The sequence below is a fragment of the Oribacterium sp. oral taxon 102 genome, assembly GCF_013394775.1.
Classification (GTDB): domain Bacteria; phylum Bacillota; class Clostridia; order Lachnospirales; family Lachnospiraceae; genus Oribacterium.
In genome coordinates, this window is the sequence record NZ_JABXYT010000001.1 from 1987501 (window position 1) to 2002659 (window position 15159).

The following is a 15159-nucleotide window of genomic DNA, read 5'->3' on the forward strand; positions in this document are numbered from 1 at the left end:
ATTATAGCAGGGCGGCGTATTGTAGAGAGATGCGTTGTCAGCGTGCGTCTTGTAGCGAAGCATCGTCGGCGTGTACGGAAGCACCTCCTCTGTAATCAGATCCTCCCGGATAATGACGATCGTCACGCCCGCAGGACCGACATTCTTCTGCACGCCGCCCCAGAGCACTCCGTATCTCGATACCTCCATCGGCTCAGAGAGGAACATCGAGGAAATGTCCGAAACCAGCGTCTTTCCCTTCGTATTCGGAAGCGTTTTGATCGTCGTTCCGTAAATCGTATTATTCTGGCAAATATATACGTAGTCCGCATCCTCACTGATCGCGAGGTCGGAGAGATCCGGAATGTAGGAAAAGGTCTTGTCCGCGGAGCTCGCCACGACATTCACTCTGCCGTAAAGCTCCGCCTCCTTCGCCGCCTTCTTCGCCCACTGCCCCGTCACGATATAATCCGCCACTCTGTTTTTCATCAGATTCATCGGCACCATCGCAAACTGGGTGTTGCCGCCCCCCTGCAAAAACAGCACCTTGTAATCGGACGGGATCGCCATCAGTTCCCGAAGATCCCGCTCCGCCTCCTCTATGATATCGGTGAAGTCCTTTGATCTGTGCGACATCTCCATCACAGACATCCCGGAGCTTCCGTATTCCAGCATCTCCGCCGCCGCGGTTCTCAGAACCTCCTCCGGCAGCACTGCCGGTCCCGCGCTGAAATTATAGACTCTGCTCATATTCTCTCCTCCTATTTCCCATTCCCCGCAAAAAAGACGGCAGGTTTTTTGAATAACCTGCCGCTCATTCTATCACATTATTTTTTATATGTATAATAAATATTTTTTATTTATAATTTATTAACATATAATTTTTTTAACTCGTAAAATTTTGCCGAAGATCAATGATACAATATCAGAGCAATCATCTCAACAGGCTCCTCCATTGCTTCTATGGAATGCGCTTCCCCATCTCTGCAATAACACACATCCCCGGGATGTACTTCAATGATTTTTCCGTTATCATTATACCTTCCTGATCCGGAGAGGATATAATACACTTCGGCATCCCCTACATGCCTATGCAGCCCGATCCTGCTACCCGGATATACTTTCGTATGGGCAAAAACCCGACCTTTTCCATACATCTCTTCCGAGCCGCTCAAAATCTCTTTTACCGTTATTCTACCGACACCATTAAACGGCGATTCTTTCGTTATCACATCCAATTCGCTATGTAATCTTACCATACAGACCTCCATCGAAACGGGAATCAATATTTTATATTCTCATCCCCCTCCGTTCCCCCCCCCGGATATCCCAAAGAAAACGACTGACATTCCATTTTCAATGAATGCTCTTCTCATATAACTTAATTTCATTTTTATAGGATAGCTCCTGTTTTTCATTAAACGCCCCCTTATTCTGAATATTACAGAAAAAGTCAAGCGCGGCGTTACGGCAGGATTCCACATGTTGTCTCAGGGCATTGCAGGCCTCCTCCAAGCTATCTTGCAAAATAAGCCGGAGAATCTCACAATGCTCCTGCCTGGCATCATGTATATGAAGTTGGTTCTGCTTACTGGAAAGGATAATCCTGGTGTTTTCTTCAAAAACTCTATGCATCATATCGATCAAATATTGATTTCCGCAATTCTCGATGATGAATAGATGCATTGCCGTATCGAGACGAAAGCTATTCAAAACCTCCTTCGTATTCTGAAACTTATCATAAAATCGCTGTACCTCTGTCTTCTCCAGATAAGGGGCGGCCATCTTCAAGGTAATCGGCTCTGTCACCACTCTTGTTTGAAAAACCTGCAGAACATCGTTCAGCGTAACGGGAGCTACAAGAATCCCTCTCTTAGGGATCGTACTCACAAATCTCTCCGATTCTAATTTGTTGATCGCCTCCCTAAGAGGTGTCCTGCTCAGCTCCAATCCATCCGCAAGCTCCGCCTCATTCAGAATCACCCCCGGCGCATACTGGCAATTCACAATTCTATCTTTGATAATTTTATATGCCTGATCCTTTAAGCTGGTTTTTTTTTGACTCTCAGCCATCCGCTTCTCCCCGTATCCTCATTTTCCTCCAAACCATTTAAGTATAATACTCCTATAACAGGAGTGTCAAAATTATCTTTCAATGCTTTGGATCGCACTGTCTCTTCGCGAACCCGCAGTCTTCCTTCTTTTCTTTACAGCCTGGGGATATTCAGGCTGCAAAGCCTTGCCAACGAAAACCAGCTTCCATCATCAGCATAATGTATGATTTCTCCATATGCGCTCCTTTTTATAAAGCGCCCCTCCGGGCTATGATAGCCGCACACATTCAAAACCTCCTCCGGAAGTCCGCACACAGCCGCAACAAAGACTCCGTATGAAGGATGCCGTAAATTCGGAAGTCCATACTCCTTGTCATTTTCCTCCCATTTCAGCCTAAGATCCCTATTATATTCATACGGCTTTCCCACATCATGAAGCGCGGCACACGCCATCAGCATGTCCTCATTTAACCCAAAGTCCATATCGTATGCCTTCTTCAGATTTTTATATATATCCATCGCGGTCAGAATCACGACCCGAATGTGCATGGATTGATCTCCCAGTGCCGAAGCTTCCGGCATACCGGATCCCGGCATTTCTTCAATCGCACGCCATCCATTCAGCTGTAGCGAAAATGTCCAAGCATCAAGAACCTTTTCGAACAAGCCTCTATCTTTCATTTTTTCATCCAAATACTTCAGCGTTTTTCTTACACCCTCTCTGATCTCTCCATCCAGTTCTTCCTTATGAAATTCAAACAATGCCATTTCTTCTCTCCTATTTAATCATTATATTGGGAAGCAGCAGTACTATCGGCGGGAAAACCGCAATGATCAGTAACGCAATCAAACACATCACAATAAACGGCATCATCGCCCTACAGATCTTCTCAAACGGAACCGCAGTCATTCTTGCCAATACAAACAGCACCATTCCTACAGGAGGTGTCAGCATCCCCAGCATCAGATTCAGAATCATTATGATGCCAAAGTGAATCGTATCAATCCCATAAATATTGGCCAAAGGAACAAGGATCGGCGTCAGAAGCGTAAGTGCGGAAAGAGATTCCATCAGCATCCCGACAATCAGGAGAAATAAATTGATAAGCAGTAAAAAAGTATATTTATTTGTGATAAATGTCCCGAAAAATCTCAGCAAAGTCTGCGGCAGCTGCGCTATTGTCACCAGATATGCCAGCGCATTTGCACAGCCGACAATAAACAAAACCGACATTGTAGTCAGAATTGTCTCATCCAGAATTTCAGGCAAATCCCTTATACTCAAATTCCTGGTTGTCAAGCTCAAAACAAGCGCATAGAAAACCGCAATCGCAGAAGCCTCTGTGGGGGTACAAACTCCGGACATGATTCCGCCCAAAATAATGACCGGTGTAAGCAAGGCCGGCAGCGAACGCATAAATGCACTTCCAAGTGAACGAAATCCCTCGAATCGATGTTTTACGTAGTTCCTCCTTTTACTCACAAAATAGATATAAATCATCATAACCAGTGCAAGCAGCAGCCCCGGCAAAATCCCCCCAATCAGCAATTTTCCAACCGAGATACCCGCTGCCACCGCAAATACCACAGCAGGAATGCTGGGAGGAATAATCGGCCCGATGATAGAGGATGCCCCTGTGACTGCAACACTGAACTCATCATCAAACCCATCATCCCGCATTGCCTTCACCTCGATCGCACCCAAGCCTCCGGCATCTGCCACCGCAGCTCCCGACATTCCCGCAAAAATCACAGAAGCCAATACATTTGCATGCGCCAATCCCCCCGGAACCCATCCTATCAGTTTTTTGCAAAACCCGAAAATCTGATCTGTTACACCTCCATTATTCATAATATTTCCCGCAAGAATAAAGAATGCCAACGCCATCAGAGTAAATGAAGCCGGGCCGGCTGCTACTCTGGTGAATACCATACTGATGCTTTCCCCATAAATTGTAGAATACAGAACCGCACTGCACAGCATGCTAAATGCCACCGGCATACCAATCATGAGCAGGACAAAAAAAGCTCCAAATAGTATCAGCATACACATCCTCCTAAATTGTATTGGATGTACTCTTGTTCAGAATCCGATTCAACAAACGCACCTCATCCATCCCGATATACAGCACAGCAAGCAAAAAACCAAATAGAATAAAGCAATTAAACACATTGTAATTCATCCACGGCAGACTTGTCAGAGAAGCATTCTTGGTTTTCATATATTTCGGCAGGATAAACAGCAGTCGAAAAAGGCAATAGACAATAAACCCATTTGAAATAAAGTCAAGCCAATACTGTACCTTTAAGGGAAGTTTGTCATGTAAAATCAGTACGCGGGTATGCGCCTTGTAATGCCAGCAGTACCCAATCCCCAGAAAAGCAAGCGCTCCCTGCATCTGGCTCAGCACTTCCTCTGTCCATGCCAGCGGTGAATTAAAACAATAACGAAATATCACTGCCAGAAACATAGATATTGCCATAAACGCAAGGCATATAACCAGAAAATATTTTTGTATCACCGTAAGATGTTCTTCAAATAGATCCATTTTTTTCAAGCATGCATCATCCTTTCTGCATTTCAGGGAAAGAGCGAAATATCCCGCACTGTTCCTACTCCGCGAGCTTCTGAATCGAATCCGCAACCCCCTGTCCCCAGATTTCTTCAAATTCCGGATAAATCGACTGACAAACCGTGCGGAATTCCTCTAAATCCGGTTCTGTAACCGTAAGCTTTGACCTCTCTGCTTCAATCATTGATTTCTCCGCCGCTATAGCATCCATATTTGCCTGCTCCGCTACGGTTTGCGCACACATTCTCAATACGGCAAGCTGGTTCTCATTCAGCTTTTCCTTTTCCGTTGCTACACTCAGAAAAAAATTAAACATCTGATGCTGATGATAAGTAAGCGCCAGATCTGACTGTACTTCGTCAAACTTCATGGATTGAATGGATATAATAGGATTTTCTTCTCCATCTGCTACCTTCTGCTGCAATGCCAGATACGTCTCATTATAGGCCACTGGAGTCGGCACCGCCCCAAGAGCTTTAAAAAACGCTGTAGGCATCGGGTCGCTTGCCACTCTCATCTTCATACCGTTCAAATCAGAAACTTGCTTTATCGTCCTATTCGCCGTCATCTGACGTGCCCCATAATAGAAGCTTGCTAACGTATCCACTCCTACTGCGTCCCTCATTCCATTCATAAGCCGATTGTATACTTCACATTCCGGCGAATAAAACCTTAGAAGATGATCCGTATCTTTAAACATATACCATGCATCCACCACAGAAATCGGCTTATATTGCGTTGCAAACTGTGCAGTAGCACTGACAAAAAAATCCAAATCTCCACTCTCCACGCCAGATACCATATCTGCATTTGCACCAAATGTACTATCAGGATATACCTGGATACTCAGCTCCCCTTCTGTTGCTTGATCTACCAGTTTTGCAAAGTCATTTGCTGCCTTATTGGTTATAGAATCCGACGGCTGCGCATGCCCGAGCCGAAGCTTGACCGGAATGCCCGTTTTTTCATATTTATTTTCCTTATCTGCATCTGATGCCTCTTCTGTTTTTGAAGCCGTGGTTTCAGGCACGCTTTCCTTCACTGCTTCCGCGGTTCCCCCACATGCCATAACTCCTAAAGCTACTGCTGCGCAAGTGACCCATGTTAATAATTTTTTCATATGCTACCTCCTTTAATTTTAACGGCAAAATCACCGCCAAGCACATCTCAAAAAGACAGAATCAACTATTTATTAAATGAAATCCCTCTTTTTATCACCAAAATCACTATAGCATCAAGAATACATTATGTCAATTATTTGTACACAAATTATGAATATTTGTATACAACATCTTTCCTCATAAAAAAGGGGACAATGCCATAAACCAGCTTGTCCCTTTCCAAAATACCTTCATTAAATTTAAAAGTTATATATCCTTACGGAGAAGTCCTATACTGGGAGAAGGCTCTCCTCATCCCCGATCTGCCATCCGGCGCTCAGCTTCTGCAGCTCAGCCATACGACGGAAAATACCGTCCTCTCTCGAAAGCAGCTCTGCCGGGCTGCCCTCCTCTACGACGCTTCCCTCCTTCAGCACGACCACCTTGTCCGCGCCCTCCACGGTGCGCATCCGGTGCGCGATCACGAGCACGGTCTTCCCGGTCAGCAGGCGGGAGAGCGCAGCCTGCACCTTGGTCTCATTTTCCACATCCAGAGAGGCTGTCGCCTCGTCCAGCAGCACGATCGGCGCATCCTTCAGGAGCGCGCGGGCGATCGAGATGCGCTGCCGTTCGCCGCCGGAGAGCTTCGCTCCATTCTCTCCGATCGCCGTCTCATAGCCCTTCGGCAGCTTGCCGACAAACTCGTCGCAGTTCGCGGCAGCCGCGGCGGCGAGCACCTCCGCATCGCTCGCATCACGCCTGCCGAGACGAATGTTTTCCATTACCGTATCGTCAAAAAGCACCACATCCTGAAAAACCATAGAATAGTCGCCCAGCAGCACCTCCGGATCCACCGTGGAAATATCGATGCCGCCGACGGTAATGCTGCCCTCCGAAACATCCCAGAGCCGCGCGGCAAGCCGCGCGCAGGTACTCTTACCGGAGCCGGAGGGCCCGACCAGTGCCGTCACCTCCCCTTCCTTCGCCGTGAAGCTCACGCCGTGCAGCACCTCCTTGTCATCATAGGAGAAGCCGACATTCCGAAAGGCGATCTCGTGCCCCTTCGGCGAAAACCGTTCCGCCCCCTCCATGGTCGGCGCATCATGGATCTCCATCAGACGGTTCGCGGAAATCTGCGAGAGAAACAGCTCCGCGATCAGCGCAAGGCTCTGGTCAAAGGGCGCATAAATCCGGGTGATCACCAGAAGGAAGGAAAACAGCAGCAGGAATCCCACCTGCCCGGAGAGAATACGCGATGCCCCTGCGAGTATGGTTGTCGCCACGCCGAGGCGCATGATCGTACTCGCCGCATTGACGAAAATTCCCGTCATAAGCTCTCCGTGTATCATGATTTTCTCATGGCGGTCGACCTTCTCATAGAGCTTCATGAGATAATTCTCCTCCTGATTCGAAGCATGGATCTCCCGGATATTCTCCAACGTCTCCTGGATGCCGTCCGAGACTGCGACCGCCGCAGCCTTGGTTCTGCCGGCATTTCGCTCCGCGATATGCCGGGAACCGAAAAGCAGCATAAACGCTACCGGCACGCCCCAGAGACAGGCGATCGCGAGCCTCCAGTCATAGAAGCAGAGGATAATCGCAATCGCCGCGGTAGAGACGTAAGAACCGTAAAGATAGCCCAGCACATGCGACCAGACATGCTCCATACGGTTCACATCCCCCATGATTGTCTCGGTCAGATCTGCCAGATCCCGCTTGCCGAAGTAGCCGAGAGGAAGCTTCCGGAGCCGCTCCGCGAGTCCGATTCGCATCGTCTTCACCTCCCCGTACACCAGCCCGTAGGTCGCCTTGTACTGCTCGAGATGCGTCAGCAGAGAGAGGAGAAGGAAGGCCGCCGTCAGCCCCATGAAATACAGGAGCCCCGGCAGGGACGCACCATGCAGAAGCCGATTCATAAGTCCGGACATCAGGAGGTAAAGAATCCCCATGCCTCCCATGACGACCAGATTTACAATCACCGTCCAAAACATCCCCAGCTTTACATTATGTACGCCCCGGGCGCTGAGCGCATACCTGCGCCGGAATTTCTCACCAAACATCCTCACACCTCCCCCAGAGAAGCAATCGCCTGCGATTGCCCTGAACCGTTCAAAGCCGCGTGGCTCCCCCGATCTTTGATCGAGGGCTGCGTCGAAATATGCCAGCTTACCGCACGCCTATAGTCCTCCCACAGCCGTGCGTACAGCCCTGCCCTCTCCAGCAGCTCCGCATGCGTTCCCTGCTCTGTGAGCCGTCCCTTGTCCAGCACGAAGATCCGATCCGCGCCGACGACAGTGGAGAGGCGGTGCGCGATCATCAGGACAGTCTTTCCCTTCGTCAGCTCCGAAAGCGCCCGCTGTATCAGCGCCTCATTTTCCGGATCCGCAAAGGCAGTCGCTTCATCCAGCACTACGATCGGCGCGTCCTTCAGGATCGCGCGGGCGAGCGCGATGCGCTGCCGTTCACCGCCGGAGAGATAGGTCCCCTCAGAGCCGATCCGCGTATCGATCCCCTCGGGCAGCTTCGCAATAATATCCCCGCACTGCGCAGCGGCAAGTGCCGCCTCCACCTCCGCACGGCCGGCGGTCGGACGGGCAAGCCTTACATTCTCCAGAATGCTGGTTCTGAACAGGTGATCATTCTGAAATACAAAGGCAATCTGCCGCATCAGCACCTCGTGTGCGATGTTTCGGACATCCACGCCGCCGAGCTCCACCGCGCCGGATGTCACATCCCAGAAACGGGGAATCAGGCTGGCTGCGGTCGTCTTGCCGCCGCCGGACGGCCCGACCAGCGCCACAGTCTGCCCCGCTTCGACATGAAAGGAAACCTCGCGCAGCGCAGGCTCTTCCGCTCCCTCGTAGCGGAAGCTGACGTCCCGGAAGCGGATGTCATGTCCTGTCGGCACCTGCGGCGCAGCAGGTTCCTGCAGACGCGGCGCGGACATCACTGTATCGATCCTGTCAAGCGCCGTACCTGCCAGCATGGACTCTCCCGCCGCAAACATGATGCGTGCCAGCGCAGTCGAAATGATTGCGGAGAATACCGCATAGAAAACAAAATTCGTGATGAAGATGCGGAAGCTGCCCTCCGCTGTCCCCGGAGCGAGCAGCAGCACCGCCGGAACCAGAAAGACGAATGCGCCCTCCGTCGCCGTCAGATTGATCGACTGCGGCAGACGGCAGATCTTTCCCTGATAATACTCTGTTTTCTCACTGTAATCCTCGATCGCCCTCCGGAATGCCTTGAAGGAATATACCGTCTGCTGGAAGATCTTGACCACCGGAATGCCGCGGACATACTCGGTACCCGCCTTGCTGATGCGATCCTGCGCCGCCTGATACTCCGCGATCAGCCCGGCGTTCTTCCCGCCCATCATGGAAAACATGGCGGCGAAGGAAACCACCGCGGCGAGGAGGCAGGCAGCTCCCATTCTCCAGTCAAAGAGCAGCATCAGCGCCAGCATTCCCACAAGCATCGCCGCTGTCCCGGCGATGTCCGCCAGATTGTGCGCGAGCATGGTCTCCGTCTCTGCCGCCGCGCCGTCCAGGCGGTTCCGGAGCAGTCCCGAGGCATTGCTGTCGAAGAAGCCGAGCGGCGCCTGCATCAGGCGCGCCATCCCCTGCTTCCGAATATTGGCGGCGGTTCGAAACGCCGCGAGATGCGTACACATCAGCGCCATGAAATAGACGACGATTCCGCCTGCCGCGAAGGCAAATGCCGCCCAGCCGTATGCTGCAATATGCCTTGCCGCAGTCCAGTCCGGCGCTGCCGCGATCAGATCCCTCGCCACAAGCCAGATGCAGATATACGGTGCCATTCCGAGAAGCATCGCAATCCCGGAAAGCGTCATTCCCAGATACGTCAGCCTCCTGTAATGCCCCGCGTAGCCCAGCAGCTCCGAAAGCACCGACCGTTTTCGCTCTTTTCTCTCTCCCTTTTCCATAAGCATTCCCCTCTCCTCGGACAAGGCATCCCCAATACGCATGAGAAACGCCCTTCTCCGTGCTTTCCATGATGCGGATCCTGCGATTCCTTCCCGCACTATGCTGCGAATATCCGTTTCCCGGGTTTCTTTTAGTTAGTCTAAGCTAACTAAATTCCCCAAAAGATATCGAGCCGGACAGCTCGATATCTTGATTAGTTAACACTAATTATGTTAGCACAGCAAGTGCTATATTGCAAGGTTTCCGCCGCCGAAAATCCGGCGGCTTCGATGCGCCCTCTGCGTCTCTCTACCGCTTCAGAAGCAGCTCCGTAAGCTCCTCCACATTCTTTTTCCCGAATTCCGGCGCCTGCTCTCCGATCACGAAGCAGGGAACGCTCATGACATTATACCTGTCCTTCAGCTCGGGAAAATGGTTCAGATCATAGATATCCACCTTAACCTCGGGATTCAGCGTCGCGATTCTTCCCGCCGCGGTCACAAGCTCCGGGCACATCGTACAGCTGAGACTCACCATGATCGTGATCGGTATCCCGGCATCGATTCCTCCTATTTTCTCCTTCACCTCATCCGGTACAGCCTGCCCCGGTCCGGCGGCATTGTACAGCCCCAGTACAAAGGAAGTGAATTCATGCCCGCCCGGCACGCCGTGGAAGGTGATGCCCGAGGGACTGCCGTCCTCATGGAGTACCCTGACATAGGGGAGCCCTGCCTCCTCCGATACCGGCAGCTCCCTCACGCGCAGCTTATCCGTCAGACCCGACAGCGCCCTCATATATTCCCTTAGCTCTGTGGAAATGTCCCGCTGATCCGGGTGAATCTCGAGGATGAGCTTTCCGTTCATCCTTTCAAACACTGCCGAGAGCTGCCCCTTCATCTTCTCATCCAGCAGTCCTGCGTTCTCCGATATGCCGGCGATGTTTCCGCTGTCCTGCGTCTTATGCGCCTTCGCACGATGCGCCGTCATCTCCGTTTCCAGCCCCGTTTTCCTGCGCTGCTTCGAAAGATATTTCTCCATCTCTGTCGCCGCAAGCGCCGCCTCGCCCGTAGCGGTCACGACCTGTCTGAGCGGCTTTATGCACACGTCGCCTGCCGCAAAAGCCCCTCTCTGCTGGTCTGATTCGAAAAATCCGTGCGCACATAGCCCTGCGCATCCAGCTCCGCGAGCCCCTTCACAAGCTCCGTGGAGGGCTCATAGCCGGCGAATACGAACACGCCGAAGGTATCTCCGTTTTCCGGCCGGAAGTGTGTCTCCTCTCCTGTTTTGTTGTTCCTGTAGCAGATGCTTCTGAGCATGGAATCGCCCTCGACCGAAACCACCTCCGTATTGGTCAGGACGGTAATATCGGGATTTGCCCTCGTTTCCTCCGCGACCTCTCTCGCGCAGGTGAAGTCCTCCTCCCGGACAAGTACGGTCACATGGCGTGCATACCTCGTGAGGAAGACCGCCTCCTCCGCTGCCGCGAAGCCGCCGCCCACGACAAATACCTCCTTGCCCGAGAAGAATTCTCCGTCACAGGTCGCGCAGTATGCCACACCGTGCCCCTTAAACTCGGACTCACCCCGGAAACCGATCATTCTGGGATGCGCACCCGTCGCGAGCATTACCCCCAGCGCTCTGACCTCCCCCCGCGTCGTCCTGACCCGCTTTACCTCCTCCGAGAAGTCCAGCCCCTGTACCTCCGCCAGCAGAAACTCCGCACCGAAGCTCTCCGCCTGTTTTCTCATCTTCTCCGTAAGCTCTGTGCCGCTCTGCGGCTCCGCGCCGGGATAATTGACGACCTCGGCAGTAATCGTGATCTGTCCGCCAAATTTCTCCTTTTCAATGACGAGCACGCGATAGCATGCCCTCGCGAGATAGAGCGCGGCAGTGAGTCCCGCAGGTCCTCCGCCCACTATCACGGCGTCATATAAATTTTTGTCTATCATAATGCTTCCCTCCGCAGAAAGCCGCGCTGAGCTTCCCTGTCAGCGCGGCTTTCTGATTGTTGCCCCCGATCGAAGATCGGGGGAGCCCTGCGGCTTTGAGCAGCTCAAGGCAATCGTTCACGATTGCTTCTTTGTTGCCTCCGATCTCTGATCTCTACCGTACCATCAAAGCGCGCCGACAAGATCCAGGCTGGGCTTCAGCGTCTTCGCGCCTGGCTGCCACTTCGCAGGGCACACCTCATCTCCATGCTCATGCACAAACCGGCACGCCTCTACCTTTCTCAGCAGCTCGTCGGCATTCCTTCCCACATTCCCCGCATTGATCTCATACGCTGCGATCCTGCCCTCGGGATTCACAACGAAGGTGCCCCGCTCTGCCAGTCCGCTGTCCTCGATCAGCACCTCGAAATCCTTCGCCAGCGCCTGCGTGGGATCTGCCAGCATCGGATATTCTATTTTGGAAATTCTTTCCGAATGGTCGTGCCATGCCTTATGTACGAAATGTGTGTCGCAGGATACCGAATAAATTTCGCAGCCCACCGCCTTGAACTTCGCGTAATTGTTCTGGAGATCCTCCAGCTCTGTCGGACACACAAAGGTGAAGTCCGCCGGATAGAAGAAGAAAACGCTCCACTTCCCCATGATATCCGCCTTTGTGACCGTCTTGAAATCATTATTCTGGTAAGCCTGTACCTTGAAATCCGCTACTTCCTTGTTAATCAGTGACATCTTGCAGTCCTCCTTTGTTTTCTGTGTTTTCTTTGTTTTTCCCTGCCTCCCCGACAATCTCCTTATTTCCTTCTTTGTCGCCGCAAGAATTAGCTATTGCTAACTTTATTTATATAATATAATCTTTTTATTGATAAATATTGGATTATTTACCAAATTTTTTATATTATTTTATTTTTATAGGAAATATTGTATTATTTGTCACCTTATGTTATAGATAGAGGCAGATCCATGTATCCAGAGCTGAAATAAACAGGAGGGCGGAAATGCAGGTCTCTTCCTTTGAACACAAAAAAAGCGGCGAACACAACAAGAGCGTCAGTCCGCATAAATACAGCTTCGAGCTTCTTCCGATCACGCTGGAACGAGAAACCGTTGACGCGGAAAACAGCCATGAGGAGCTCCTGCATTGGCACGACGAGGTCGAGCTGATCCGGATCAACCGCGGGAACATTCATTGTCATGTCAATGATTCCGATCTCCTGCTGCATCCCGGAGAGCTCTGCTTCATCAATTTCGAGCAGCTGCACCGGATCTATAACAGTGAAAAAGCAGTCTGTGATCTGGATGTCCTCACGATCAATCCGGAAATGCTTTCGCAGAATAAGAAAATCTATGAGCATTACATAAAGCCGGTGATCGGCAACAAGAACTTCGCGCATGTTCAGATGGACGGCAGGAACAGCTATGCGAAGCTTATCTCCGATATCTTTGATTCTCTCTACGAGCTAATCCGCGAGAAGCCTGCAGGCTATGAGCTGGACGTGATCGCCTATATTCATATGATCTTCCGCCGTCTTTATCTGGTCTACATCGCAAGCGACGAGCCGCTCACCTCCTATGGAAGCGACATTTCCCTGCAGCGCAGGATGTCGGCTTACATCTACGAGCATTATAGGGAAAGAATCTCTCTGGACGATATCGCAGCTGCCGCCGGCATCAGCCGATCGAAATGCGCCTCTCTCTTCCGCATTTATACGCAGAAGACACCGATTGCATTCCTAAACAGCTTCCGGCTCGAAATGAGCAGGAAGCTGCTGGAAAATACGGGAGAGCCCATCTCTCAGATCGCTCTGTCCTGCGGCTTCTCGGAGCAGAGCTACTACAACCGCATGTTCCTGCGTGAATTCGGCTCTACTCCCCTTAAATGGAGGAAGCGTCACAGTGCGGCGGAGAAATCATTATGAAGCAGCTTATGTGTTTTTCGGAAGCACGGCAATCTCCTGCCCATGCCTGCTGTTCCATTCATTCCGGAAGGCAATACACTGATCCCCCGGAATACTGTTGATAAAGGAGGAAGCCTTAGAATCCGGTATCTTGACCTCGTAATCGATGCCACCCTTTCGGATGGCATCTTTTTTATCACCTTTAATCAGCGCAAGCCGGTTTTGTATTTTAGCTCAAACCCGAAAGAGAGCGCATTACCAAGTCAATGTCTTTGTTTTCAAGTTCCTGAATAATGTGCAGATAGGTTTTTTGCGTAGTAGTCATACTCGAATGCCCAAGGCGACGGGCAACGCTCGCAATGGAAACACCTGTAAACAACAGCAAAGAGGCGTGCGTATGGCGTAATCCGTGGACAGAGATGACAGGGATGTTGCAGGCTTTGCAATGCCTGCTGAGAATGCCATTCACTGTCGAATTATAAACAGCGGAATTGACAAAGATGGGCTTGTCTTCGGGAAGGTGCTTGACCAATTCAGAGAATTGAATGACGGTTTGCCAGTCGATTTGTTTTTTCCGCACGGATGACTTATTCTTTGTAGGCTGGAAGCCACCCTTTCTCTTGTAGTCCCAAGTCTTACTTATGAACAGCGTTTGATGTGCAAAGTCGAAGTCTTTGGGGGTTAGTGCCAATGCTTCAGAAAAGCGCATCCCCGTCTTTGCTACCAGCAGGATAAAGTAGTCCCAATTCACCTTATCCTTCAGATTAAGTGAGGTCAGAAGCGTATGCAACTCAAACTGATTGAGATACTTGTTTTTCTTAGCAACCGGCGGCTTTCCCTTGATGATTGCCTTGCGGGTAGGATCTCTTTCAATCAAGCCTTCATCAACAGCGTCAAGGATAGCTCCCTTGAGCTGGTGATGGAAATCCATCGTTGTTTGGAGCTCGTGAAACTCAGCATAGTCGTTCAGCAACTGCTGATAAGCGATCCGATTCATATCACATACTCTCAAAGTCGGAATGAGCCTGACGAGCCATTTTTGAGTCATCAGGTACTTATCCATCGTCACTTTTCTGATTGCCCCTTTCTTGTACACCGTAATCCATTTTGCATAATATTCACAGAACGAGTCTGTGCTTTTGCTTTCTGTCAGCATCAAAAGTCCTCCATTTCATTAAAAATGGCTTACGCTGATGAAGGGTGATAAGATCATCTATACCACGGAAGAATGAAGAAATTTCTCTCTGTTCATCTAGTTCGGGAATCATGACTTCAAGGTTACCAAGCATCTTCCCGGAGATTTCAAGAAAGGGCAATCCAGAGGCAACGCCTTCTGCCATATCCTTGATTTTATCTCCCATAGAATAGATGAAATATGGGTCTGTTCCTCCCCTTAGAACTAATGACTGGAAACCCTGATTTGTAGCCGCAGACCTCTGTAAAATAGCCATTTTCCCGATTCCCGCACGGCTCATGAAGAGCACAGTTCTATGAGCTGGAAGCATCTTCGCTGAACTCTTTTGCAGACCCAATTCTGTTATCTTCCGAGCACTACCAACAGCATATCTTTGACCCTCCATTTCTGCTGGAGCATACCAATCGATATCACCGTCCCAATATGCAGGGTTGTTCGTATCAGGGGTTCCGCCACCGACTATCTCTGCAAGATCTGACAACTTACGC

General features: G+C 50.7%; 14 protein-coding genes and 1 pseudogene (1 of these 15 only partly in view). 1 reads left to right on the forward strand and 14 read right to left on the reverse strand.

Annotated elements, in window-relative coordinates; genetic code table 11:
* From serC to ahpC, 12 genes are all read right to left on the reverse strand, one after another.
* Positions 1 to 729 carry the 5' portion of a 3-phosphoserine/phosphohydroxythreonine transaminase gene (gene serC / locus HW273_RS08920; protein ID WP_179011651.1) on the reverse strand. The gene continues 351 nt to the left of window position 1, outside the view, so 729 of the gene's 1080 nt are visible here — the first part of the coding sequence; its start codon is at positions 727 to 729; its stop codon lies off the left edge, out of view.
* A gap of 161 nt (positions 730 to 890) precedes the next feature.
* Positions 891 to 1238 (reverse strand): cupin domain-containing protein, encoded by a 348-nt coding sequence (locus tag HW273_RS08925; protein ID WP_179011653.1) that lies wholly within the window; start codon positions 1236 to 1238, stop codon positions 891 to 893.
* Positions 1239 to 1335: 97 nt separating this feature from the next.
* A complete protein-coding gene (locus HW273_RS08930) occupies positions 1336 to 2052 on the reverse strand; it encodes a GntR family transcriptional regulator (protein ID WP_179011655.1) in 717 nt (238 codons plus the stop codon).
* Positions 2053 to 2186: 134 nt separating this feature from the next.
* Positions 2187 to 2801 (reverse strand): HD domain-containing protein, encoded by a 615-nt coding sequence (locus HW273_RS08935; protein WP_179011657.1) that lies wholly within the window; start codon positions 2799 to 2801, stop codon positions 2187 to 2189.
* Positions 2802 to 2811: 10 nt separating this feature from the next.
* The gene (locus tag HW273_RS08940) at positions 2812 to 4080 is read right to left on the reverse strand and encodes a TRAP transporter large permease (RefSeq protein WP_179011659.1); all 1269 of its coding nucleotides are present in this window, start codon (positions 4078 to 4080) and stop codon (positions 2812 to 2814) included.
* Positions 4081 to 4090: 10 nt separating this feature from the next.
* On the reverse strand, positions 4091 to 4582 hold the full coding sequence (locus tag HW273_RS08945; RefSeq protein WP_243206845.1) for a TRAP transporter small permease: 492 nt from the start codon (positions 4580 to 4582) through the stop codon (positions 4091 to 4093).
* Positions 4583 to 4646: 64 nt separating this feature from the next.
* A complete protein-coding gene (locus tag HW273_RS08950; RefSeq protein WP_179011662.1) occupies positions 4647 to 5726 on the reverse strand; it encodes a DctP family TRAP transporter solute-binding subunit in 1080 nt (359 codons plus the stop codon).
* Positions 5727 to 5996: 270 nt separating this feature from the next.
* Positions 5997 to 7766 (reverse strand): ABC transporter ATP-binding protein, encoded by a 1770-nt coding sequence (locus HW273_RS08955; RefSeq protein WP_179011664.1) that lies wholly within the window; start codon positions 7764 to 7766, stop codon positions 5997 to 5999.
* Positions 7767 to 7768: 2 nt separating this feature from the next.
* Positions 7769 to 9652, reverse strand: coding sequence for an ABC transporter ATP-binding protein (locus tag HW273_RS08960; protein ID WP_179011666.1), 1884 nt, complete (start codon positions 9650 to 9652; stop codon positions 7769 to 7771).
* 289 nt (positions 9653 to 9941) lie between these two features.
* On the reverse strand, positions 9942 to 10736 hold the full coding sequence (locus tag HW273_RS11730; protein WP_330603986.1) for a thioredoxin family protein: 795 nt from the start codon (positions 10734 to 10736) through the stop codon (positions 9942 to 9944).
* Positions 10727 to 11581, reverse strand: a complete 855-nt coding sequence (locus tag HW273_RS11735) for an FAD-dependent oxidoreductase (protein ID WP_330603987.1) — start codon at positions 11579 to 11581, stop codon at positions 10727 to 10729. Before HW273_RS11735 ends, HW273_RS11730 begins: the two co-directional genes overlap by 10 nt.
* 165 nt (positions 11582 to 11746) lie before the next feature.
* A complete protein-coding gene (gene ahpC, locus HW273_RS08970) occupies positions 11747 to 12310 on the reverse strand; it encodes an alkyl hydroperoxide reductase subunit C (protein ID WP_179011668.1) in 564 nt (187 codons plus the stop codon).
* Positions 12311 to 12576: 266 nt separating this feature from the next.
* On the opposite strand from ahpC, the gene HW273_RS08975 reads away from it, so the two are divergent.
* On the forward strand, positions 12577 to 13497 hold the full coding sequence (locus HW273_RS08975) for an AraC family transcriptional regulator (protein WP_179011670.1): 921 nt from the start codon (positions 12577 to 12579) through the stop codon (positions 13495 to 13497).
* 208 nt (positions 13498 to 13705) lie between these two features.
* Here the strand turns inward: HW273_RS08975 and HW273_RS08980 are convergent, their stop codons facing one another.
* On the reverse strand, positions 13706 to 14632 hold the full coding sequence (locus HW273_RS08980; RefSeq protein ID WP_179011672.1) for a site-specific integrase: 927 nt from the start codon (positions 14630 to 14632) through the stop codon (positions 13706 to 13708).
* Positions 14595 to 15155 (reverse strand): annotated as a pseudogene (locus HW273_RS08985) (restriction endonuclease subunit S); the annotation flags it as partial. The gene HW273_RS08980 and the pseudogene HW273_RS08985, both read right to left, overlap by 38 nt.
* Between the last annotated feature and the right edge of the window lie 4 nt (positions 15156 to 15159).